This window comes from Achromobacter sp. FW305-C-30-7 (assembly GCF_058783105.1).
The window spans coordinates 234,333-255,018 of the sequence record NZ_JBYSYI010000006.1 but is presented as its reverse complement, the minus strand read 5'-3'; the positions used below and the strand labels follow the sequence as shown (position 1 = coordinate 255,018).

18 protein-coding genes and 1 riboswitch are annotated in these 20,686 nt (G+C 67.3%); of the genes, 7 read left to right on the top strand and 11 right to left on the bottom strand.

The features are described from left to right. Positions 1-20: 20 nt before the first annotated feature. From AC3WOB_RS20985 to AC3WOB_RS20965, 5 genes are all read right to left on the bottom strand, one after another. Positions 21-896: a cytochrome c oxidase assembly protein gene (locus AC3WOB_RS20985; RefSeq protein ID WP_492276072.1), complete on the bottom strand. Its 876-nt coding sequence runs from the start codon at positions 894-896 to the stop codon at positions 21-23. An 87-nt stretch (positions 897-983) separates the two neighbouring features. Next, positions 984-2,087, bottom strand: a complete 1,104-nt coding sequence (locus AC3WOB_RS20980; protein WP_492276071.1) for a porin — start codon at positions 2,085-2,087, stop codon at positions 984-986. Between the two features lie 52 nt (positions 2,088-2,139). Further along, on the bottom strand, positions 2,140-4,938 hold the full coding sequence (gene mgtA, locus AC3WOB_RS20975) for a magnesium-translocating P-type ATPase (protein ID WP_492276070.1): 2,799 nt from the start codon (positions 4,936-4,938) through the stop codon (positions 2,140-2,142). Between the two features lie 422 nt (positions 4,939-5,360). Continuing rightward, the gene (locus tag AC3WOB_RS20970; protein ID WP_013391732.1) at positions 5,361-5,714 is read right to left on the bottom strand and encodes a hypothetical protein; all 354 of its coding nucleotides are present in this window, start codon (positions 5,712-5,714) and stop codon (positions 5,361-5,363) included. A gap of 440 nt (positions 5,715-6,154) precedes the next feature. Beyond that, complete coding sequence (locus AC3WOB_RS20965; RefSeq protein WP_013391730.1) at positions 6,155-7,159, bottom strand: sodium:calcium antiporter; 1,005 nt, start codon at positions 7,157-7,159, stop codon at positions 6,155-6,157. Between the two features lie 52 nt (positions 7,160-7,211). Beyond that, positions 7,212-7,401: riboswitch (yybP-ykoY riboswitch) on the bottom strand. A 128-nt stretch (positions 7,402-7,529) separates the two neighbouring features. On the opposite strand from AC3WOB_RS20965, the gene AC3WOB_RS20960 reads away from it, so the two are divergent. Beyond that, positions 7,530-8,873 carry an aminopeptidase P N-terminal domain-containing protein gene (locus tag AC3WOB_RS20960; protein ID WP_492276173.1) on the top strand — a complete coding sequence of 448 codons (1,344 nt, stop codon included), beginning with the start codon at positions 7,530-7,532 and terminating at the stop codon, positions 8,871-8,873. A 23-nt stretch (positions 8,874-8,896) separates the two neighbouring features. On the opposite strand, the gene AC3WOB_RS20955 is transcribed toward AC3WOB_RS20960, so the two are convergent. Beyond that, on the bottom strand, positions 8,897-9,361 hold the full coding sequence (locus AC3WOB_RS20955) for a TM2 domain-containing protein (protein WP_492276069.1): 465 nt from the start codon (positions 9,359-9,361) through the stop codon (positions 8,897-8,899). 79 nt (positions 9,362-9,440) lie between these two features. Here AC3WOB_RS20955 and AC3WOB_RS20950 point away from each other — a divergent pair, with 79 nt between their 5' ends. The 6 genes from AC3WOB_RS20950 (at position 9,441) to ruvA (ending at position 14,966) form a co-directional block, all read left to right on the top strand. Further along, positions 9,441-10,610 (top strand): UbiH/UbiF/VisC/COQ6 family ubiquinone biosynthesis hydroxylase, encoded by a 1,170-nt coding sequence (locus AC3WOB_RS20950; protein ID WP_013391727.1) that lies wholly within the window; start codon positions 9,441-9,443, stop codon positions 10,608-10,610. Positions 10,611-10,725: 115 nt separating this feature from the next. Further along, positions 10,726-11,751: a tRNA dihydrouridine synthase DusB gene (dusB, locus tag AC3WOB_RS20945; protein WP_013391726.1), complete on the top strand. Its 1,026-nt coding sequence runs from the start codon at positions 10,726-10,728 to the stop codon at positions 11,749-11,751. 36 nt (positions 11,752-11,787) lie between these two features. After that, positions 11,788-12,027, top strand: a complete 240-nt coding sequence (locus AC3WOB_RS20940) for a helix-turn-helix domain-containing protein (protein ID WP_006217670.1) — start codon at positions 11,788-11,790, stop codon at positions 12,025-12,027. A gap of 103 nt (positions 12,028-12,130) precedes the next feature. Continuing rightward, a complete protein-coding gene (gene purH, locus AC3WOB_RS20935) occupies positions 12,131-13,720 on the top strand; it encodes a bifunctional phosphoribosylaminoimidazolecarboxamide formyltransferase/IMP cyclohydrolase (protein WP_013391725.1) in 1,590 nt (529 codons plus the stop codon). After that, positions 13,720-14,268, top strand: a complete 549-nt coding sequence (ruvC, locus tag AC3WOB_RS20930) for a crossover junction endodeoxyribonuclease RuvC (protein WP_013391724.1) — start codon at positions 13,720-13,722, stop codon at positions 14,266-14,268. Before purH ends, ruvC begins: the two co-directional genes overlap by 1 nt. Positions 14,269-14,393: 125 nt before the next feature. Further along, positions 14,394-14,966, top strand: a complete 573-nt coding sequence (ruvA, locus tag AC3WOB_RS20925) for a Holliday junction branch migration protein RuvA (protein ID WP_013391723.1) — start codon at positions 14,394-14,396, stop codon at positions 14,964-14,966. A gap of 7 nt (positions 14,967-14,973) precedes the next feature. Here the strand turns inward: ruvA and AC3WOB_RS20920 are convergent, their stop codons facing one another. From AC3WOB_RS20920 to AC3WOB_RS20900, 5 genes are all read right to left on the bottom strand, one after another. Then, on the bottom strand, positions 14,974-15,882 hold the full coding sequence (locus AC3WOB_RS20920; protein ID WP_013391722.1) for a complex I NDUFA9 subunit family protein: 909 nt from the start codon (positions 15,880-15,882) through the stop codon (positions 14,974-14,976). Positions 15,883-15,984: 102 nt separating this feature from the next. Then, positions 15,985-16,950 (bottom strand): threo-3-hydroxy-L-aspartate ammonia-lyase, encoded by a 966-nt coding sequence (locus AC3WOB_RS20915; RefSeq protein WP_492276068.1) that lies wholly within the window; start codon positions 16,948-16,950, stop codon positions 15,985-15,987. A gap of 123 nt (positions 16,951-17,073) precedes the next feature. Continuing rightward, positions 17,074-18,147 carry a Holliday junction branch migration DNA helicase RuvB gene (gene ruvB, locus AC3WOB_RS20910; protein WP_492276067.1) on the bottom strand — a complete coding sequence of 358 codons (1,074 nt, stop codon included), beginning with the start codon at positions 18,145-18,147 and terminating at the stop codon, positions 17,074-17,076. Between the two features lie 88 nt (positions 18,148-18,235). Then, entirely contained in the window at positions 18,236-19,795 is a 1,560-nt protein-coding gene (locus tag AC3WOB_RS20905; protein WP_013391719.1) for a sensor histidine kinase, read from the bottom strand. Then, complete coding sequence (locus tag AC3WOB_RS20900; RefSeq protein ID WP_041652336.1) at positions 19,795-20,496, bottom strand: response regulator; 702 nt, start codon at positions 20,494-20,496, stop codon at positions 19,795-19,797. Before AC3WOB_RS20900 ends, AC3WOB_RS20905 begins: the two co-directional genes overlap by 1 nt. Positions 20,497-20,686: the final 190 nt, after the last annotated feature.

The window sequence follows — 20,686 nt, the reverse complement described above, 5'->3', positions numbered from 1 at the left end:
AGCCTGCGGTGGCCCGCCCCCTAGGCGGACACCTCGCGGGCCTTCGCCCTGGCCCGCGCCTGGGCATCGCGGTCCGCCTTGCGCAGGCGTCCCTTGGCCGACAGGCGCATCAAGGTTCCCAGGGCCACCATCAGGCCGATCACTTCGACCAGCGCAGCCGGAATCCACATGGTCAGGCCGCCTATGGTCTGATCGGTCTGGGCCGACATGGCGATGGCCCGGCCGCACAACTCGAACAGCGGGTAGATATCGCTTTCAGTAAAGGCGATGATGGCCCCCGCCACCATCTGCGGCAGCATCGTCAGCACGGGCGAAATGACGCGGCCGCCCGGCGTCATGGCCGCCGGCGGCGCGGGCCTGCGGTCCAGGATCAGGTTCCAGTACATGAAGCCGCTGATCACCACCGACCAGTTCATCAGGCGGTACAGGCGCCAGTCCAGCATGGAATAGAACTGCACCGACGGGATTAGCCAGACGATCACCAGGAAGACGAATAGCGCCGGCACGAAGATCTTGTGGGTCAGCAGCGTCACCGTGGCGCGACCGGCGCCGGTGCGCAGGAAGTCGCGCAGGCGGATGCGCCAGCTCATCGGGAGCCCCGCCCGCATCACCTGCCCAGGAAACGCCGCCATGACCAGCAGCGGCCCCAGATGGTGCAGCACCAGATGCTGGATGCGGTGGATGAAGAACATGCGCTCGGCGTAGTAATCCAGCCGGGTATGCATGGACAGGTACAGCAGCACCATGCCGGTCCAGAACAGGATGCGGCGGGCGGCGGTCACGTGATGGACTTTTTGGCCGCGCACGAACAGCGCGATGGCCACCAGGAAGGAGGCCACCAGCGTGGGAGAGAACTCCCAGGGTATGAGCCATTCGAGACTATCCATGCAAACCATCCGGAAAACGTCGGGGCTGTACGAGGACGGGCGCCATGCGCCGCACCCGCCGATTGTAGTTGACCCCGGCCCGCCCTGCCCCGGCGCTCAGAAACGGTGTGAAATGCCCGTGCCCACGCGCGTGGTGTGGGAATGGGCAGGATCGAACTGGTCGTCCAGCGTGTAGTTCGACGCATAGCCAGCAAAGGCATAAAGCGTCGTGCGCGGGGACAGGCCGTAGGTATAGCCCAGAGTCATCACCTGCGCATTGCGCGCCGTCATGCCGTTGTCCCAATGCCAGTCTGGCCGCGCCAGCGACCATTGCAGCAGCACCGTGCCCGGCCCCACCGGCACGCTGGCGCCGACCAGCCAGGCGTTGACCGTGCCGCCGCGCACGAAGGCGGCCGGTCCCAGGCCCATGCCCAGGCCGTCCGGATCGCCGCCGTCCAGCCCGACATCGCCATTGCGCTGGCGCGACCAGGCCAGGGACAGCTTCAGCACCTCGAAATCATACGAAGCGCCCAACTGCACCGCCTGTGGCCGGCCGTTGCTGCCAGGCGGGGCCTCGGCCAGGCGCAGCTGGTCCCAGGTGGCGACCGCCAGCAAGGGTCCGTCCTCATATTTCAGCCCCAGGCTGAGGGCGCGGTTGTTGTTGGCGGTACGGAAGCGGCTGCGGTCGTCGGCGTCGAAGGAATAGCCGATGCCGGCCTGAAAGCCCTGCCAGACCGGCGTGTAGTAATTGACCAGGTTGCTGAATTGGTAGTTGTCGGACGCCTTGAACGTGGCGCCCATCCCCATTTCCTTCCAGGAGGCGATTTCCAGGGAATTGCCGTAGACCTGGCCTATGGTGTGCTGACGGCCCAGCCGCAAGTCGCCATAGCTGTCATGGGCCAGCCCCACCCAGGCGGCGTAATTGAAGAGGCGATCGTCGTCGGCCCGCTTGCCCGACGAGGGATCGAAGCCGCTTTTCAGCTGGAAGCGGGCGTTCCAGCCGCCGCCCATGTCTTCCGCCCCCGTCATGCCCCACAGCGAGTCGGTCAAGCCGCCGTTGAGCAGCCCGCTATGGCTGCCCTGCCCCGACACCTTGGTGACGGCCACGCCCGCGTCGACCACACCGTACAACGACAGCCCCTGTGCGGTATCGGCGCCGCGCGCCGCCAGGGGAAGAGCCAGGCCGGCCGCCATCAGCGCGGCAAAAGTAGCGATTCTCATGCGTTTCTCCTGATTGCGCGGCGGGCATGTGCCCGCCGCGGTCCTCATCTACTTATTGCCAGCCATAACGGCGGACCCAGATTCCCTTCAACAACTGCGTCAGCGTGCAGTAGGCCAACAGGATGCCCACCAGCCAGGGGAAATAGCTCCATGGCAGCGGCTGCAGCTGGAGGTATTCCGCCAGCGGCGAGAACGGCAGCAGCAGCCCCATCGCCACCACCATCAAGGTCATGCCCATCAGCGGCCAGGCGGCGCGGCTTTGCAGGAACGGGATCTTGCGCGTGCGGATCATATGGACGATGAGCGTCTGCGACAGCAAGCCTTCGACGAACCAACCCGACTGGAACAGGGTCTGGTGTTCCGGTGCATTGGCCTGAAATACGTACCACATGAGCGCATACGTAGCGATATCGAATATGGAACTGATCGGACCGAAAAACACCATGAAGCGGCCCAGGCCGTCAGGGTCCCACTGCTGGGGCTGCTTCAACAACTCTTCGTCGACATTGTCGAACGGAATCGCCGTCTGGGAAATGTCGTACATCAAGTTCTGCACCAGCAGATGGATAGGCAGCATCGGCAGGAACGGCAGGAAGGCGCTGGCCACCAGGACCGAGAAAACGTTGCCGAAGTTCGAGCTGGCCGTCATCTTCAGGTACTTGAGCATGTTGCAGAAGGTCTTGCGGCCTTCGATGACGCCATCCTCCAGCACCATCAGGCTCTTTTCCAGCAGGATGATGTCGGCCGCCTCTTTCGAGATATCGACCGCCGAATCGACCGAAATGCCCACGTCCGCCGCCCGCAGGGCCGGGGCATCGTTGATGCCGTCGCCCATGAAACCCACGGTGTTGCCCTGGGCCCGCAGGCTGTGCACGATGCGCTCCTTGTGGGCCGGCGTCAGGCGTGCGAACACATTGGCCTCGCGCACGGCCGCAGCCAGTTGCGCCTCGTCCATCGCCTCGATCTCGGCGCCCAGGTAGACCTTGCGCACCTCGAAGTCGACCTCGCGGCAGACTTTCTGGGTTACCAGTTCGACATCGCCCGTCAGCACCTTCATTTCGATGCCGGAATTCCTGAGCGCCTTGAGCGCAGGAGCGGTGGATTCCTTGGGGGGATCCAGGAAAGCCATGTACCCAACCAGCACCAGGTCGGACTCGTCGGCCACGCCATAGGTTTGCTGAGTGGGCGGCATTTCCTTGACGCCTACCGCGATGACGCGCAGGCCGTCCCGGTTCAGCTCCGCCGTCACGCGGCGGATGTCTGCCCGGCGGGCATCGGTCAGCAGATGCTCTTCGTGGCCCACGCGCAGGCGGGTGCAGGCCGACAGCATTTCTTCCAGCGCGCCCTTGCAGATCAGTTCATGGTGTTCGCGGCCGTTCTCGGTCTCGTTCACCACCACCGACATGCGGCGCCGGGAAAAGTCGAAGGGGATTTCGTCGACCTTGCGGTACTTCGCCGCCAGATCGAGCTTGCGCTCGACCTCGGCGTGCTGCAGCACCGCCACGTCCAGCAGGTTCTTCAAGCCGGTCTGGTAGTAGCTGTTGAGATAGGCGTAGGCCAGCACATCGTCGCTGCTGGCGCCATACACATCCGTGTGGCGTTCCAGCACGATGCGATCCTGGGTCAGGGTGCCGGTTTTGTCGGTGCACAGCACGTTCATCGCGCCCAGGTTCTGGATGGCATCCAGCCGCTTGACCACCACCTTGCGGCGCGACATGCGCACCGCCCCCTTGGCCAGCGTGGCCGTGACGATCATGGGCAGCATTTCGGGCGTCAGGCCCACGGCGATGGCCAGCGCGAACAACAATGCCTCCATCCAGTCGCCTTTGGTAAAGCCGTTGATCAGCATGACGATGGGCGCCATGACCAGCATGAAGCGGATCAGCACCCAGCTCACCCGGTTGATGCCTTGCTGGAACTGGGTCGGGGCTCGGCTGGTCTGCGTGACGCGCCCGGCCAGCTGGCCGAAATAGGTGCGCGAGCCGGTGGCCACCACCAGGGCGCTGCCGGAGCCGCTGACCACATTGGTGCCCATGAAGGCCATGTTCTCCAGTTCCAGCGCGTTGGCGGTGTCCGTGCGCTGCGTGGCGTATTTTTCGACGGGCAGGGATTCGCCCGTCAGCGCGGCTTGCGCGATGAACAGGTCCTTGGCGCCCAGGATGCGGCAGTCGGCGGGAATCATGTCGCCGGCGGACAGGAGCACCACGTCGCCCGGCACCAGTTCCGTCAGCGGCGCCTCCACCTGGCGCGAGCCGCTGACATGCAGCGTCACGCCAAAAAAGCGGCGGGCGTCGCCTTCGGCCTGGGTGGCGGGATCGCTGCGCAGCACGGTGGCGGTGTTCTGCACCATGGCCTTGAGCGCCTCGGCGGCGCGGCTGGAGCGCTGCTCCTGCGCAAAGCGCAACACGGTGGAGATGAGCACCATGGCGCCGATGATGAACACCGCCGTCCAGGACTGGTCGTCCGGGACGGCCATGTGCACGTCGGTGAGCCAGGACAGCGCCGCCAGCGCGGTCAGGAGCAGGTTGAACGGATTGCGGTAGGACAGCCAGAGATGGGCAGGCCAGGAGAGCGGCTTTTCATGGTCGACCTCATTGGCGCCGTAGCGTTCGCGCGCGGCCTGTGCCTGGGCTTCCGACAGCCCGCCGCGGCTGCTGCCGAACAGCGCGAACACGGCGCCGAAGTCCATCCGCGACAGGTCCAGCATCTGGCGGTTGGCGTGGCGCGCGGTGTCGGAGGCTGCGGCGGCGGCCGCTGCGCCTTGTTCGGGCAGGGGCGAGCGGCGGAAGTGCCTTGCGGTTTGCCGCAGGCCAGCCGCGGACGTAAAGAAGGACTTGAGGAACTTGAACATGGGAGTGCTCCGGTTGTACGTATCGTTGTCGGAGACACGGACGACCCTGCCCGCCGCGCCCGCGCGCAGGCAGCAGCAGGCCGCGGCTTTCGCGCAGAAAGCCGTCAAGCCGCCGCGTACAGGCGTGCGCAGGCGCCGGAGCAATGTTGCCGGTGTCCGGATCGCATGAAATGCGCCGGGTGCGGAAAACGGAAGGGAGCTAGCGGGGGAATCGATACCGGCGGCAAGGGCGCACAAGGCGTGGGCCAGGCCGGGGATTCTTGGCTGCGGACTCCGTACGGGCCAGGATGACTATCCTGCCTGTCGGCTCGCAGCGAGTAGACAGATCAGACAGGCATGCCGGCGCCGCGCACTGGGCGCAATCGAGGCTCGGGGTCTAAGGCACTAGGCATGATCTCTCCTGTGGAATGAATCGGCTGCCGTCAGGCCAGCGCGGCTTGCGCGGCGGCTTGCGTGGCTTGCGCGCCGAAATGGACGTGGCGCACGGCGGGATTGGCGCTCAGGCGGCGCGCCTGCGACATCAGTTCGCCGCGCAGCTCCGGCGGGCAATTGACGGTGATGCAGGCCGATGCCATGCCAGGATCCCGGCCCTGGTCGATCTGCACTTGCGAGACGTCCAGGCCGGCGGCGCTGAAGTCCAGGCAGATCTGCTTGCGCAAGGCGCCCAGCTCGTCGCGCGGACAGATGACCGTCAGGCGCGAAGTGCCGCGGCGGCGGCCCAGGGCGGTGGCGCGGTCCACGCCGGCGCGGCGTAGGAACAAGTCGAAGAAACGCATAACGACCTCCATTGCAAGAATGGGGAGCGTGATCGCGAATACGCGCGCACTCGCGCGGCGCTCGGCGGACTGGCACGGGCAAACGTGCACGAACGCTGACGCTGCGGATGGCGGCGGTTCTGGCGGTTTACGTTGGGGAGGTTCCCGGCAAGCCGCTGGCTTGCGCGATTGCCCGGGCTTGCGCCTGGAGCTTGGGATACAACCGCAACCTGTTCAACAGGCTGCGGCAGACGGAGTTCTGCGTGGACCTGTTAAACAGCGACGTCGATGCAAGATCGACTACTTTCGCCGGAATCGGTATTCACGAAGACTGCTCCTGGGATGGATAACAGGCAGGATTTTACGCGGGTTTCCACTTATGGACAAGGTTTTTGCCGCCAAATCGGACTTGAATGCCGCAAAAACCGGCGCGGGGCCGCAGCCCCGCGCGCAAACCACTGTCAGACGTAGAAATGCCAGCCCAGATAGGCGGCGAACACCGCATACAACCCGCCCACCGCCGACAAAGCCGGCACGCTCATGGCCGAGCGGCGGAAACGCAGCCACAGGAGACCGATGGACAACATGGTGAACAGGCCAGCCGCCAGCAAGGGCGCGTCCAGCAGCCACGGCGTCATGAATATCCCCAGCGCGCTGGGTATGGTCGCCTGGATCATCATGGCGCCCGAGATGTTGGCCAGCGCCAGCCGCTCCTTGCCCTGGCGCACCCAGATCAGCGCGTTCATGATTTCCGGCAACTCGGTCGCCACCGGCGCCAGCAACAGGGCGGCAACGTGCGGCGACGCGCCCATGGCTACGCCCAACAACTCGATCTGATTCACGAACACATGCGATGCGCCGGCGATGACCACCAAGGCCAGCAGCGTCTGCGCGACTGCCCAGAACATGGCCGGGTCTTCATCGCGGGGGCGCAGCTTCAGCGGTTCCAGTTCCTCGGCATCCAGGCTGGCCTCGTCGCGGCTGAGCTCTCGCTTGACGTAGAGGCCGTAGGTGGCCAGGAACAGGATGCCCAGCCAGGGCTTCCAGGCAAAGGCCAGCAGACCCAGGCCCACCTTGAAGATGAAGATGCCCATGAACCAGGCCTGGTCGCGGGCCAGCCGGCGCTGGTCCGCGTTGATACAGTCCGCCTGCGTGGCCTGCCCGCGCCGAGCGCGCCACAGGGCCAGGCCGACCACCGCGTACGCCAGTGTCGCCAGCACCAGCGGGCCGCCCATGGCCGCGCCGACGCCTATGTCTTTTTGCTCAGGGGTTTCGCCGAACACAACGGCCATGAAGGTCACCGCGCTTTCCGGCAAGGCGGTGCCGAACGCGGCAAGCACGGTGCCGGTGGCGGTGGCGCCGAGCTGAAAGCGATGGCCGACCCATTCAACGCCATTTACGAAATATTCGCAGGCGAAGTAGATCACTGCCGCTGACAGGAAAAACAGGAACAGGGTGAGAAACATATAGGCGAGCCGGACGAGCAGAAACCAATTGGCGCGACGTCGCGGCTCGCCCGGCTGGGGTGAACGCAACGCGGCCAAAGGTCTCGCCTGGCTGGTCCATGCGGCGGGCTTGCCGACATGCATGGAACCGCTACTAGCGCCATGGAGTTCTAGCGGCTGCTGCGCAGCGCTGAACCACCAAGTCTGTTGACGCTAGCTCCTTTGAGGGGACAAAGGATGGCTACTCCCCAATGACAGAGCGGCGATTGTAGCAGCTTGCCCATCGGTATCCAGTGAATTCCGCGCAGGCCGCGTGGGCTGTTGCATCCGGGGGATGGCGGGTAAAGTAAACGGCATCCTCACCCTGCCGGGGTTCGCGCCCCAGTCCGCCATGAGCCTGCCTCCCGACGACATTGCCCCCTACGCCGCACGGCGCCAACGCCTGATGGAGCAGATGCGCGCCGATGGCGGCGGCATCGCCATACTGGCGACCGCCCCAGAGGCCACGCGCAACCGCGACGCGGAGTATCCGTACCGGCACGACAGCGATTTTTTCTACCTGACCGGGTTCACCGAACCCGGTGCCTGGCTGGTGCTGAGCGCGGGTGCGACCGACCGCGCCATACTGTTCTGCCGCCCGCGTCACATCGAACATGAAATCTGGGAAGGCAAGCGTTTCGGCCCCGAAGCGGCGGCAGCGCATTTCGGCTTTGACGACGCGCATCCGCTCGATGCGCTGGACGAGCTGATGCCCGCGCTGCTGCAGGACCACGCCACCCTGTACGCGCCCTTGGCGGGCGACAAGCGCAGCGACGGCCGCCTGCACCGCTGGCTGGCCGCGGCGCGCGAAGCCAGCCGCGGCGGCCATGCGCCGCCCTCCCGCCAGCAGGACGTCCGCGCCCTGCTGGCCGAAATGCGGCTGATCAAGGACGCCACCGAAATCGCGGCGATGCGGCGCGCGGCCAAGATCTCCGCCGGCGCGCATGTGCGCGCGATGCGCGTCGCCCGTGCCGGCATGCGGGAGTACGAGATCGAAGCCGAACTGCTGTACGAGTTCCGCCGCCACGGCGCGCAATCGGTCGCCTACAACAGCATCGTGGCCGCGGGCGCCAACGCCTGCGTGCTGCATTACCCGGCTGGCGAGGCGACGCTGCGCGACGGCGATCTGGTGCTGATCGACGCGGGCTGCGAGGTCGACAGCTATGCCAGCGACATCACCCGGACCTTTCCCGTGAACGGCCGCTACAGCGGTCCGCAACGCGCCCTGTACGATCTGACGGTGGCCGCGCAGGATGCCGCCGCCCAAGCCACGGCGCCGGGCCGCAGCTTCAACGACGGCCACCAGGCCGCCCTGCGGGTGCTGGCGCAAGGCATGCTGGACCTGAAGCTCTTGAAGGGTTCCCTGGACGGCGTGCTGGAATCCGGCGACTACAGCCGCTTCTATATGCACCGCACCGGCCACTGGCTGGGCCTGGACGTGCACGACGTGGGCGACTACCGCCAGCCCGGCCCGGCCCATGGCGCCGAACGGCCCTGGCGCAAGCTGGAAGCGGGCATGATGCTGACGATCGAGCCCGGCATCTACGTGCGGCCCGCCGACGACGTTCCCGAGGCGTATTGGAACATCGGTATCCGTACCGAGGACGATGCGCTGGTCACCGACGAAGGCTGTGAACTCATCACCCGCGGCGTGCCGGTGCAGGCCGGGGAAATCGAAGCGCTGATGCGCGAATAGGCAGGCAACGCGCCTGGCCCGCGCTAGAAGACGTAGCCGTCCAGCCAGCCCATGGCGATCCAGGTATAGACCACCACCATGGCGATGGCGAACATCGAGACGATGGCGCCGACCAGGCAGGCCAGGATGGCGACCAGCACCGGCCCCCAGCCGGTCCGGGTCGGCCTGCCCAGGCCGTCGTTATAGAGACGGTCGAATTTCTCGTCCGGCATCAGCGAGAACACCGCGCTCTCGATGAAGCCGTCGACCATGGGAATGAACACCAGGAAGAAAGCGGGGTTGTCGTACCAGACGGGATAGAAACTGAACGCGCAGAACAGGCTGACCAAGGTGTACGCGGTCACCAGCCAGGCGTGGCGCCGGCCCAGATACCACCAATGCGCCCCCACCGCCCCGAACAGGCAGGCCAGCAGCCCTACCGCGACTTTGCCGCGCGGGCGGCGGGCGGTAACGGCGGACAGCTGAGAGGAAGCCTGGAGCTGCGTCATATCGATCGACCGGAAAGGGAACCACGGCGCCAAGACGCGCCGGCTGCTGCGGATTGTAGTGGACGGTTAAAATCCGGGCATGACTTCATCCGCCTTCGACATAGCGATACTCGGCGCGGGCCCGGTGGGCCGGGTGCTGGCCCTGATGCTGGCCCGCGTGGCGCCGGACCCGGCGCGCATCGCGCTGCTTGCAAGCAGCGCGCCCGCTCCGGCCGCGCCGTCGGCGGCGGTGCCCGCCACGGATCCCCGCGTACTGGCCATGAACCACGGCAGCCGGGTGCTGCTGGAATCGCTGCATGCCTGGCCCGAGCGCTCGGCCGACATCCGCAACATCCATGTGTCGCAACGCGGCAGGCTCGGACGCACCCTGATCCAGAACACCGATTTCGGCGTGCCGCAGCTGGGCAGCGTGGTCGCCTATTCCGGCCTGCACGCCAAGCTGGATGAATGCGTGGCCGCCTGTGGCGTCACCGTGCTGCAGGGCCCGCCCGCCCGGATCGGCCGGCAGGATGCGGACGGCGTGCGCGTCGAACAAGGCGACGCGACGCTGCTGTGCCAGGTCGCCGTGCAATCCGACGGCGCGGGCGCGACCGACCTGCGCCGCGACTACGACCAGCACGCCGTGCTGACCACCGCCCACGCCACCCTGCCGCGCCGCGGCTGGGCCTGGGAACGCTTCACCGCCGAAGGGCCGTTGGCGCTGCTGCCGCACCCGCAGACCCCGGACGCCTATTCGGTGGTCTGGTGCAGCGCCCCCGAACGCGCCGCCGAACTGGCCGCGCTGGACAACGCCGCCTTTTCGCGGGCGCTGTCCGCAGCGTTCGGCGACCGCCTGGGACGGCTGTCCAGCCAGGCGCCGCGGCATGTCTTTCCGCTGGCGCTCAGCGCCCGCCGCGCCCAGGTGCACGGCCGCGTGGCGGCTATCGGCAATGCGGCGCAGACCCTGCATCCGGTCGCGGGCCAGGGCCTGAACCTGGGCCTGCGCGACGCGGCCCGCCTGGCCCAGACCCTGGGCGGCTGGCTGGCCCATCCCGACGCCAATCCCGGGGCCGCCCTGGCGGAATTCGCCGGCGCGCGCCACCTGGACCGCTTCATCACCGCCGGCCTGACCGATCTGATGCCCCGCATCTTTTCGACCGGCCTGGCGCCGGTAGAGCACGCCTGCGGCCTGGCCTTATTGGGGATGGATCTGGCGTCCCCTCTGCGCGCGCCGCTGGCGCAGCATTTGCTGCAGGGTTTTCGCGCCTGAATTCCACCCGTTCCGTCCCGATAAAAGGGGCGGATTGTCTGTTTTCGCCTTCCTCTGTTACGAATTGTTCTCCCGGTGACAAAGGGGGTGCGATCGAGCCGGTTAAAATGTGAGCATGCGCATAGGTCAATGGACCCTACCCAACAACGTGCTGGTCGCGCCCATGGCGGGCGTGACGGACCGTCCTTTCCGCCAGCTTTGCAAGAAGCTGGGGGCGGGCTATGCCGTGTCGGAAATGGCCGCCAGCAATCCCAAGCTATGGGATAGCGTCAAAACCTCCCGGCGCCTGAACCACGACGGCGAGATCGCCCCCATTTCCGTGCAGATCGCCGGCGCCGACCCCGCCATGATGGCGGAGGCGGCGGTGTTCAACGCCAGCAAGGGCGCCCGGATCATCGACATCAACATGGGCTGCCCGGTCAAGAAGGTCTGCAACGTGGCCTCCGGGTCGGCGCTGCTGCGCCATGAAGACCAGATCGCCCGCATCCTGGACGCGGTGGTGGGCGCCTGCGCGCCCCTGGACGTGCCAGTAACGCTGAAGACCCGTACCGGCTGGGACCGCGAAAGCCGCAATGCTTTGCGGGTGGCGAAAATGGCTGAAAACGCCGGCATCGCTGCCCTGACCCTGCATGGGCGCACCCGCGCCGACCTCTATACGGGGGAGGCGGAATATGACACTATCCGCGCCGTCAAGGCCGAGCTGAAAATCCCCGTTGTCGCCAACGGAGATATCACGACGCCCGAAAAAGCCAAGCACGTCCTGGATTACACTGGCGCCGACGCGGTCATGATCGGCCGGGCGGCTCAAGGCCGTCCCTGGATTTTCCGCGAAATCGACCACTACCTGCGCACGGGCGAAACACTGGCCCCTCCCTCCTATGGGGAAATGCGCGAGCTGCTGCTCGAACATCTCGACGACCACTACCGGTTCTATGGCGAGCACACCGGCGTACGCACGGCGCGCAAGCACATAGGCTGGTATCTGGACGGCCTGCCGGGCGCGGATTCGTTCTGCGCCCGCATGAATCTGATCGACAACACCCGCGACCAGTGGCGGGCCGTGTCGGACTGGTTCGATCTCATCTCGCGCGACGGCGGACCCCATCCGGCGCCAGTCGCAGAAGCCCTGCTGGCGGCATAACCGCCTCAACACCAACATAAAAATATCTGTACTCAAATGAGCAAGAAAGATGTCCTGGAAGAATGCGTGCGCGCCAGCCTGGAGCGCTATTTCGAAGACTTGGGCGAATCCGAACCCCACGACATGTGGGACATGGTGATGCGCTGCGTGGAGCGCCCGGTGCTGGAAGTGGCGCTGGAACGCTCGGGCGGCAACCAGTCGCGGGCATCCGAAATGCTGGGCATCACTCGCAACACCCTGCGCAAGAAGTTGCTGGCGCACAATATCCAGGTATAGCTTTCGCGCGCGGGCGGCAGGCGCATCGCGCCGCCCGCTCCCCCCAGATTTCCCATCCGACCTGAACGAGAAAGGCGCTCCCGCCCCACTCCCGTCCCTCACCATGAAAATCGAAACCGCCCTGCTTTCGGTGTCCGACAAGACCGGCATCGTTGAATTTGCCCGCGCCCTGGCCGCGCGCGGCGTGCGCCTGCTGTCCACCGGCGGCACCGCCAAGCTGCTGGCCGACTCCGGCCTGACCGTCACCGAAGTGGCGGCCCACACGGGTTCGCCCGAAATTCTCGATGGCCGCGTCAAGACGCTGCACCCGAAGATCCATGGCGGCCTGCTGGCGCGCCGCGACAGCGCCGAACACATGGACACCATCAAGGCGGCGGGCATCGACCGCATCGACATGCTGGTGGTCAACCTGTATCCGTTCCGCGAAACCGTGGCCAAGCCGGACTGCACCTTCGCCGACGCCGTCGAAAACATCGACATCGGCGGCCCGGCCATGCTGCGCGCGGCGGCCAAGAACCACGGCACCGAAGCCGGCGGCGTCACGGTGGTGATCGACCCCGTGGACTACTCGCGCGTGCTGTCGGAAATGGACAAGGGCGGCAACACCTCCTACGGCCTGCGCCTGGCGCTGGCCTCCAAGGTCTACGCCCACACCGCCGCCTACGACGGCGCCATCGCCGCCTACCTGACCAGCCTGGTCGACGCCGAGCCCAAGCAGGAAGCCGTGCCGGCCCGCAACGAATGGCCCGGCACCCTGACCCTGCAGGTCAAGCAGGAGCAGGCCCTGCGCTACGGCGAGAACCCGCACCAGACCGCCGCCTTCTACGTGGACGCGCAGCGTCAGGCCGGCCTGCTGGGCAACTACCGCCAGTTGCAGGGCAAGGAACTGTCCTACAACAACATCGCGGACGCCGACGCCGCCTGGGAATGCGCGCGCAGCTTCGAAGCGCCCGCCTGCGTCATCGTCAAGCACGCCAACCCCTGCGGCGTGGCGGTCGCGGCCGACACGCTGGGCGCCTACCAGCAAGCCTTCAAGACCGACCCGACCTCGGCCTTCGGCGGCATCATCGCCTTCAACCGTCCGGTCGACGCCGCCACGGCCGAAGCCGTCAGCGCGCAGTTCCTGGAAGTGCTGCTGGCGCCCGCCTATGACGGCGCCGCGCTGGCCATCCTGGCCGCCAAGAAGAACGTGCGCGTGCTGGAAGTGCCGATGGGCACGGGACAGAACGCCTTCGACATCAAGCGCGTGGGCGGCGGCTGGCTGGTGCAGAGCCCGGACGCCTACAACGTGCCGCGCGACGCGCTCAAGGTGGTCAGCAAGCGCCAGCCCACCGAAGCTGAAATGAACGACCTGGCATTCGCCTGGAAGGTCGCCAAGTACGTCAAATCCAACGCCATCGTGTTCGTGGGCGGCGGCATGACCCTGGGCGTGGGCGCCGGCCAGATGAGCCGCATCGATTCGGCCCGCATCGCCTCGATCAAGGCGGAGAACGCCGGCCTGACCCTGAAGGGCTCGGCCGTGGCGTCGGATGCCTTCTTCCCGTTCCGCGACGGCCTGGACGTAGTGGTGGCGGCGGGCGCGACCTGCGTGATCCAGCCGGGCGGCAGCATGCGCGACGACGAAGTCATCGCCGCGGCCGACGAGCACGGCATCGCCATGGTGCTGACCGGCACCCGTCACTTCCGCCACTGATGCGCGTCCTCGGCATCGATCCCGGCTTGCGCCGCACCGGCTTCGGTGTGATCGATGCCGACGGCCCGCGGCTGCGTTATGTGGCCAGCGGGACCATCGTAGTCCCGCCGGCGCTGGCGCTGTCCGAACGCCTCAAAGTCATCCTGGACAATCTGCGCCAGGTGGCGCGCGACACGCAACCCGACGTGGCCGCGCTGGAAATCATCTTCCTGAACACCAACCCCGCTTCTACCCTGCTGCTGGGCCAGGCGCGCGGCGCCGCGCTGTGCGCGCTGGCCGACAGCTCGCTGTCCGTGCACGAGTACACCGCCCTGCAGATCAAGAAAGCCGTGGTCGGCACCGGCCGCGCCGCCAAGGAGCAGGTGCAGATGATGGTGCAGCACCTGCTGGCGCTGGACGGCGCGCCCGCGCCAGACTCGGCCGACGCGCTGGCCTGCGCCATCTGCCATGCCCACGTCGGCCCCATGCAGGACAAGCTGGAACGCCTGGGCGCGAGCTTGCGCATGGGCGGCAAGACCCGCATCCGCAACGGCCGCCTGGTCGGCTGACCGCCTGATTCACCGCGATTTGCCGCAGGGCGGGACCGGTTCCCGCCGATTGCGCGCCCGCGCGTATAGAATCCCCGCATCCGCCGCGCATTCAGCGGTCTCACCATTGCCAGGCCACCATCACCATGATCGGACGCATCACCGGAACCCTGATCGAAAAACTCCCGCCCACCATCTGTGTGGACGTGGGCGGTCTGGGCTATGACATCGACGTGCCCATGAGCACGCTGTATTCGCTGCCCGACACCGGCGCCCGCGTCACGCTCTACACGCACCTGACGGTGCGCGAAGACGCCCACATCCTGTATGGCTTCGCGTCGGCCGGCGAGCGCAGCGCATTCCGCGAACTGATCAAGGTCAGCGGCATCGGCGCGCGCACCGCGTTGTCGGTGCTGTCGGGCCTGTCGGTGGCGGATCTGGCCCAGGCCATCACCTTGCAGGAATCGGGCCGCCTGACGCGCGTGCCCGGCATCGGCAAGAAGACCGCCGAACGCCTGCTGCTGGAAATGCGCGGCAAGCTGGGCGCGGACATCGGTGCGTCGCCGCACGCGGCGCCCGACAACCAGTCGGACATCCTGAACGCGCTGCTGGCGCTGGGCTACTCAGAGAAGGAATCGCTGTCGGCGCTGAAGACCCTGCCGGAAGGCGTGGGCGTGTCCGACGGCATCAAGCAGGCCTTGAAGGCGCTGGTGCGCTGAGCCAGGCTTACAGGTAGCGCGGCGCCACGGCTTCCAGGCCGGTCGGCACCACATGCAGTTCGGGCGCTATCGGTCCGGTACAGATGTTGTCGCGGCGCAGGGAATCCAGGTTGTCGCGCGACATCAGCGGCGTGCCGGGCAGACACTCGAACAGCCGGGCCTGCATGCGGCCCACGCCCATCGGCATGCTGACGACCGGGCGGGGATGGCCGCCCCAGGCGGCGCACAGCCGGGCGATCTCGCCCAGCGTGTAGACCTGGGGGCCGCCCAGTTCGTAGGTCTTGCCGCAGGTATGCGTATTGCCCAGCGCCGACACGATGGCGGCGACCACATCGCCCACATAGACCGGCTGCATGCGCACGTGCGCGCCCGCCAGCGGCAGCGCCGGCAGCCAGCGCGCCAGGCCGGCGAACATATTGGTGAATTTGTCGTCGGGGCCGAAGACCACCGAAGGCCGGAATATGGTCCAGCCGCCGTCCTGCCAGCCCTGCAATTCCTGCTTGATGGCGGCTTCACCGTCGCCCTTGGAGCGCTGGTACATGCTGTCGCCATTGGAATCGGCGCCCAGCGCGCTGACGTGCAGCAAGCGGCGCACGCCCTGCCGGCGGCAGGCTTGCGCGATGCGCTGCGGCAGCAGCACGTGCGCCCGCGCAAAGGCCGAGCCATAGGGTCGGCCGGCGTTGCCGTGCAGGATGCCGACCAGGTTGACGACCGCGTCGCAACCTTGCGCCAGGCTGTCCAGCGTGGCGTCGTCATGCACGTCGCATTCGAGCAGGGTAACGGTGGGGAGAATCTGCAGGTCGCGCCCGCGGCTGTAGAGCCGGGTGGGCACGACGATCTGATGTTGATCCGCGGAAAGCCGCGCTACCAGATGACGGCCGATGAAACCGGTGCCGCCGATGACAAGGATACGCATGTCGCAGCCCCTGTTCGTCAGGATTCAGTCCCGATTCTGCCTTGCACACGCGACAACCGCAAGCGCGCATCGGCGGCCCCGGAATGGGACCGCCCGCCGGTATCAGGCCGCCAGCAGCTTGGCGTAGACCGGGAGATCGACGTTGCCGCCGCTGATGATGACGCCGACCCGCGCACCGCGCACCGGCACCACGTTCTGCATGACGGCGGCCGCGCCCAGGCAGCCGGTGGGTTCGACCACCATCTTCATCCGTTCGGCGAAGAAACGCATGGTCGTGACCAGCTGTTCGTCGGTCACCGTGACGATGTCGCGCACATGCTTCTGGATGAGCGGGAAGGTCAGGTTGCCCAGATGCGTCGTGGCGGCGCCGTCGGCCAGGGTCTTGGGCGCAGGAATTCGGACGATTTCACCCTTGCGCAAGGACTGCTGACCGTCGTTGCCCGCCTCGGGCTCGACCCCGTAGACCAGGCAGCGCGGACTCAGCGCGTAGGCGGACAGCGCCGATCCCGACAGCAGGCCGCCGCCGCCCAGGCAGACGAACAGGTAGTCCAGCTCGCCCACTTCCTCGAACAGCTCCTTGGCGGCGGTGCCTTGGCCGGCGATCACATCTTCGTGATCGTAGGGCGGGATCAGGGCGGCGCCGGTTTCCGCCTGGATGCGGCGGGCGATTGCTTCGCGGTCCTCGGTGTATCGGTCATAGGTGACGATCTTGCCGCCATAGCCCTCGGTGGCCGCGCGCTTGGCGGCCGGCGCGTCCAGCGGCATGATGATGGTGGCCCGCACGCCCTGCAACTTGGAGGCCAGGGCGATGGCCTGCGCATGGTTGCCCGACGAGAACGTCACCACGCCCGCGGCGCGCTGTTCAGGCGTCAGGCGCGCAATGGCGTTGTAGCCGCCGCGGAACTTGAAGGCGCCCATGCGCTGGAAGTTCTCGCACTTGAAGAAGACCGACGCGCCGCTGATCGCGTCGGCGGTGGCCGAGGTCAGTACGGGCGTGCGGTGCGCGTTGCCGGCCAGGCGCTCGCTGGCGCGCACGACATCATCATAGGTGGGCAATTCGGGCTGCATGGGATGGGGGTCCTTTGATCGCGAAGGGAAATCAAAACCTTCGGATGATAAACCCGTAGCGCAGTCCCGGCGCCGATTGGGCGCCGTTCGACACGCGCGCCCTGTCCGATCGAGGCCCGTCGCCTATTTGCCGAAGAGGTCGCCAGAGCCTGTCGTGGTGCCTGCGGGCGGGGTCAGCCCCAGATGGCGCCAGGTAGTCAGCGTGGCAGTGCGGCCGCGCGGCGTGCGTTGCAGATAGCCGTGCTGGATCAGATAGGGCTCGATCACGTCTTCGATGGTGTCGCGCTCTTCGCCGATGGCGGCGGCCAGGCTGTCGACGCCGACCGGGCCGCCGTCGAACTTGTGGATGATGGCCTCGAGCAGCTTGCGGTCCATCAGGTCCAGGCCCTGCGGGTCCACCTCCAGCATGGCCAACGCGCGGCCGGCGACCTCGGCGTCGATGGTGCCGCCGGCCTTGACCTCGGCGTAGTCGCGCACCCGGCGCAGCAGCCGGTTGGCGATGCGCGGCGTGCCGCGGGCGCGGCGCGCGACTTCCGCCGCGCCGTCCGGCGTGATGCCAGCGTTCAGGAGGCCGGCGCTGCGCGTGACGATGTGACCGAGATCGGCGGCGTTGTAGAACTCCAGGCGCGACACGATGCCGAAGCGGTCGCGCAAGGGATTGGTCAGCATGCCGGCGCGGGTGGTGGCGCCGACCAGGGTGAAGGGCTGCAGGTCCAGCTTCACGCTGCGCGCCGCGGGTCCTTCGCCGATCAGGATGTCGATCTGGAAATCCTCCAGCGCCGGATAGAGGATTTCCTCGACCACGGGCGACAGGCGGTGGATTTCGTCGATGAACAGGACGTCGTTCTTTTCCAGGTTGGTCAAGAGCGCCGCCAGGTCGCCCGGCCGTTCCAGCACCGGGCCGGAGGTCTGGCGCAGCTGCACGCCCATTTCATGCGCAATGATGTGGGCCAGCGTGGTCTTGCCCAGGCCTGGGGGACCGAACAGCAGCACGTGGTCCAGGGCTTCACCGCGTTTCTTGGCCGCGGCGATGAAGATCTCCAGCTGTTCGCGGGCGCGGTGCTGGCCGACATACTCCTGCAGCGCCTTGGGCCGCAGGGCGCGTTCGATCGACTCCTCGTTGGGCGACACCGGCTGCGGCGCCACGATACGGGGGGCGTCGGGACGGGAGGAAAGCGAATCGGACTGGATGGCCATGGTGCGGAAACAACAAAGTACTGAGCAGGATGCATCGTACCGTAGGGCGGCCCGCCCCGGGGGGGTGGCCGCCCTTGCCCGGACGGTCCTAAGGCGTTTCCGACAGCGGCAGCCTGACCCGCACGCACAGCCCGCCGGATTCCGCTTGCAACAGCTCCAACGACCCGCCGTGGGCGCGCGCGATGGCCTCGGCCAGCGCCAGGCCCAGGCCCACGCTGCCGGTGCGCGTGCGCGCATCGTCCAGGCGGCTGAACGGCCGCAATGCTTCCTGGCGCCGCTCCGGCACGATGCCGGAACCATGGTCGGCCACGTCCAGCACCGCGTGGCGGCCCTCGTGCCGCAGGCTGACCTCGACCGGCGGCGCGCCATGGTTCAGCGCATTGCCGATCAGGTTGTCCAGCAGGCGGCCCAGCGCCACCGCGTCCGCCTGCACCACCAGGGCCGCGACGTCGTCGCCGGCCCGCAGGCTGATGTCGGTGCCGGCGCCCTGCCAGGCGCCGACGCGCTCGGTCAGCCAGTCGGACAGGATCATGGAGGCGTAGCGGTAGGCGGCCGGATCCGTGCCGCGCACGAAGCCGATGAACTGGTCGACCATGTGCTGCATGTCCTGCAAGTCTGCGCGCAGCCCCTCTTTCAGCTTGGAGTCGTCGGCCAGTTCGATGCGCAGCCACATCCGCGACAGCGGTCCCTTCAAGTCGTGCGGCAGGCCCGACAACAGGGTGCGGCGCACCGAATCGGATTCGGCCAGCGCATCCAGCATGGCGTTGAAGCGTACGCCCAGCACCCGCGTTTCATGCGGACCCGAGGGCTCGACCCGCTGCGGCTGCCCCGCCGCCAGCCGGTCGGCCGCGTCGGCCAGGCGGGTGATCGGACGCGTGATATGCCAGGAGAAACCCACCGCCAGCAACAGCAGCAGCCCCAGGCCGCCCAGCCAGGCGGCGATGAAGGGCGTGGCGACCGGCGGGTCCAGGCGGTCCAGTGGAATGACCAGCCATTCGCGCAGGCGCGGCGCATCCTCGCTGGCGGGATTGGGCGCCAGTGAAATGAAGATTTCCGGCGTGGGCCCGCGCGACAGCGCCACGCGCGTGCCGTCGTTCAGGCGTTCATTGAGCTGTTGCACCAGCACCCGCAGGTCGCGGCGGATGTCGTCCGGCTCGGGCTGGTAGCGGCGGCTGTGCTCCTCGCGATCGCGCGCGCGCTCGCCTTCCCGCGCGCTGGCGCGTTCATCGCCATGCTCCTCGTCGCGCACTTCCGGGGGCGGCGGCGCCGGCGGGCCGTGTATCTGCATGTCCGCGGGCGGCCGCGGCGGCGGTGGCTTCGGAGCGGTCTTCGGCGGGGGACGGCGGCCATTGAAGCGCTGCAGCTTGGCCTCGGCGGGCAGCACCCGCGACCATAGCCGCCACTGGTTCTGCGAGGCCGTGCGCACGAAGTCGGCGCGTTCCTCCGCCGGCACCTGCGACACGGCGGCGCGCAAGGTGCGGATGGTGGTGACGATGTAGCCGATGGCCACGTCTTCCATGAACTTGTGCCGGAAGTACGACACCGTCACCAGCGTGGCCGCCTGCGTCAGCAGGACCGAACCCAGAATCAGCAGGATCAGCCTTGCCCGCAGCGACCGCGGCACCAGGAAACCAGGAGCAAAGCGCATCAGGGCGAGAACCGGTAACCGATGCCCCAGACGGTCTGGATCCAGCGCGGCTGCTTGGGATCTTCTTCGATGACCCGGCGCAGCCGCAGGATGGCGATGTCGATGGCGCGGTCATTGCGTTCGCCGGCGTCGTCATCGCGCGCCAGCGCCAGCAGGCGTTCGCGCGACAGCGGCTTGCCGGCGTTGCGCACCAGCGCTTCCAGCAGATTGATCTCGCCGCCGGTCAGCTTGACCACCGTGCCCTCGCGCGACAACTGTCGGGTGGAAGGATCGAATACGAAGGGGCCGAACGAGACCGGCGCGTCCTTGGTCAGCGCCGACGGGCCGCGCTTGCGGCGCAGCACGGCCTCGATGCGGGCCAGCAGTTCGCGCGGGTCGAAGGGCTTGCCGACGTAATCGTCGGCGCCGGCCTCCAGGCCGATGATGCGGTCCACCGCCTCGTCGCGGGCGGTCAGCAGGATGACGGGGATGTCCTCGCCCTGCTCGCGCAGGCGGCGGCAGGCGTCCGCGCCATCGCCGCCGGGCAGCATGCGGTCCAGCACCAGCAGGTCGGGCGCGTAGCGGGTGATGCGGGACGACAGGTCGGTGGCGTCCGGCGCCAGCAGGGTGTCGTAGCCGTGCCGGTTCAAGTAATCGGCCAGCAATTGCCGTAAGGCAGGATCGTCGTCGACGACCAGCAGCTTGGTGTGGGGATTGTCCATGGATGCCATAGTGCGGCCCGGCGGGCCCCGCCGCAAGAGGCGGGAAATCAACTGAAATATACCTGTTGCACGATGTTGGCTGCGTTTGCCAGCGCTTTCCCGCCGCGTCGCCGCGCCGGTCCGGACTGGCCCTAAAATGGAATCCGGCCCGCCTTCTGTCCGCTTTGCTAAAAATCGTTTACAGGCAAGG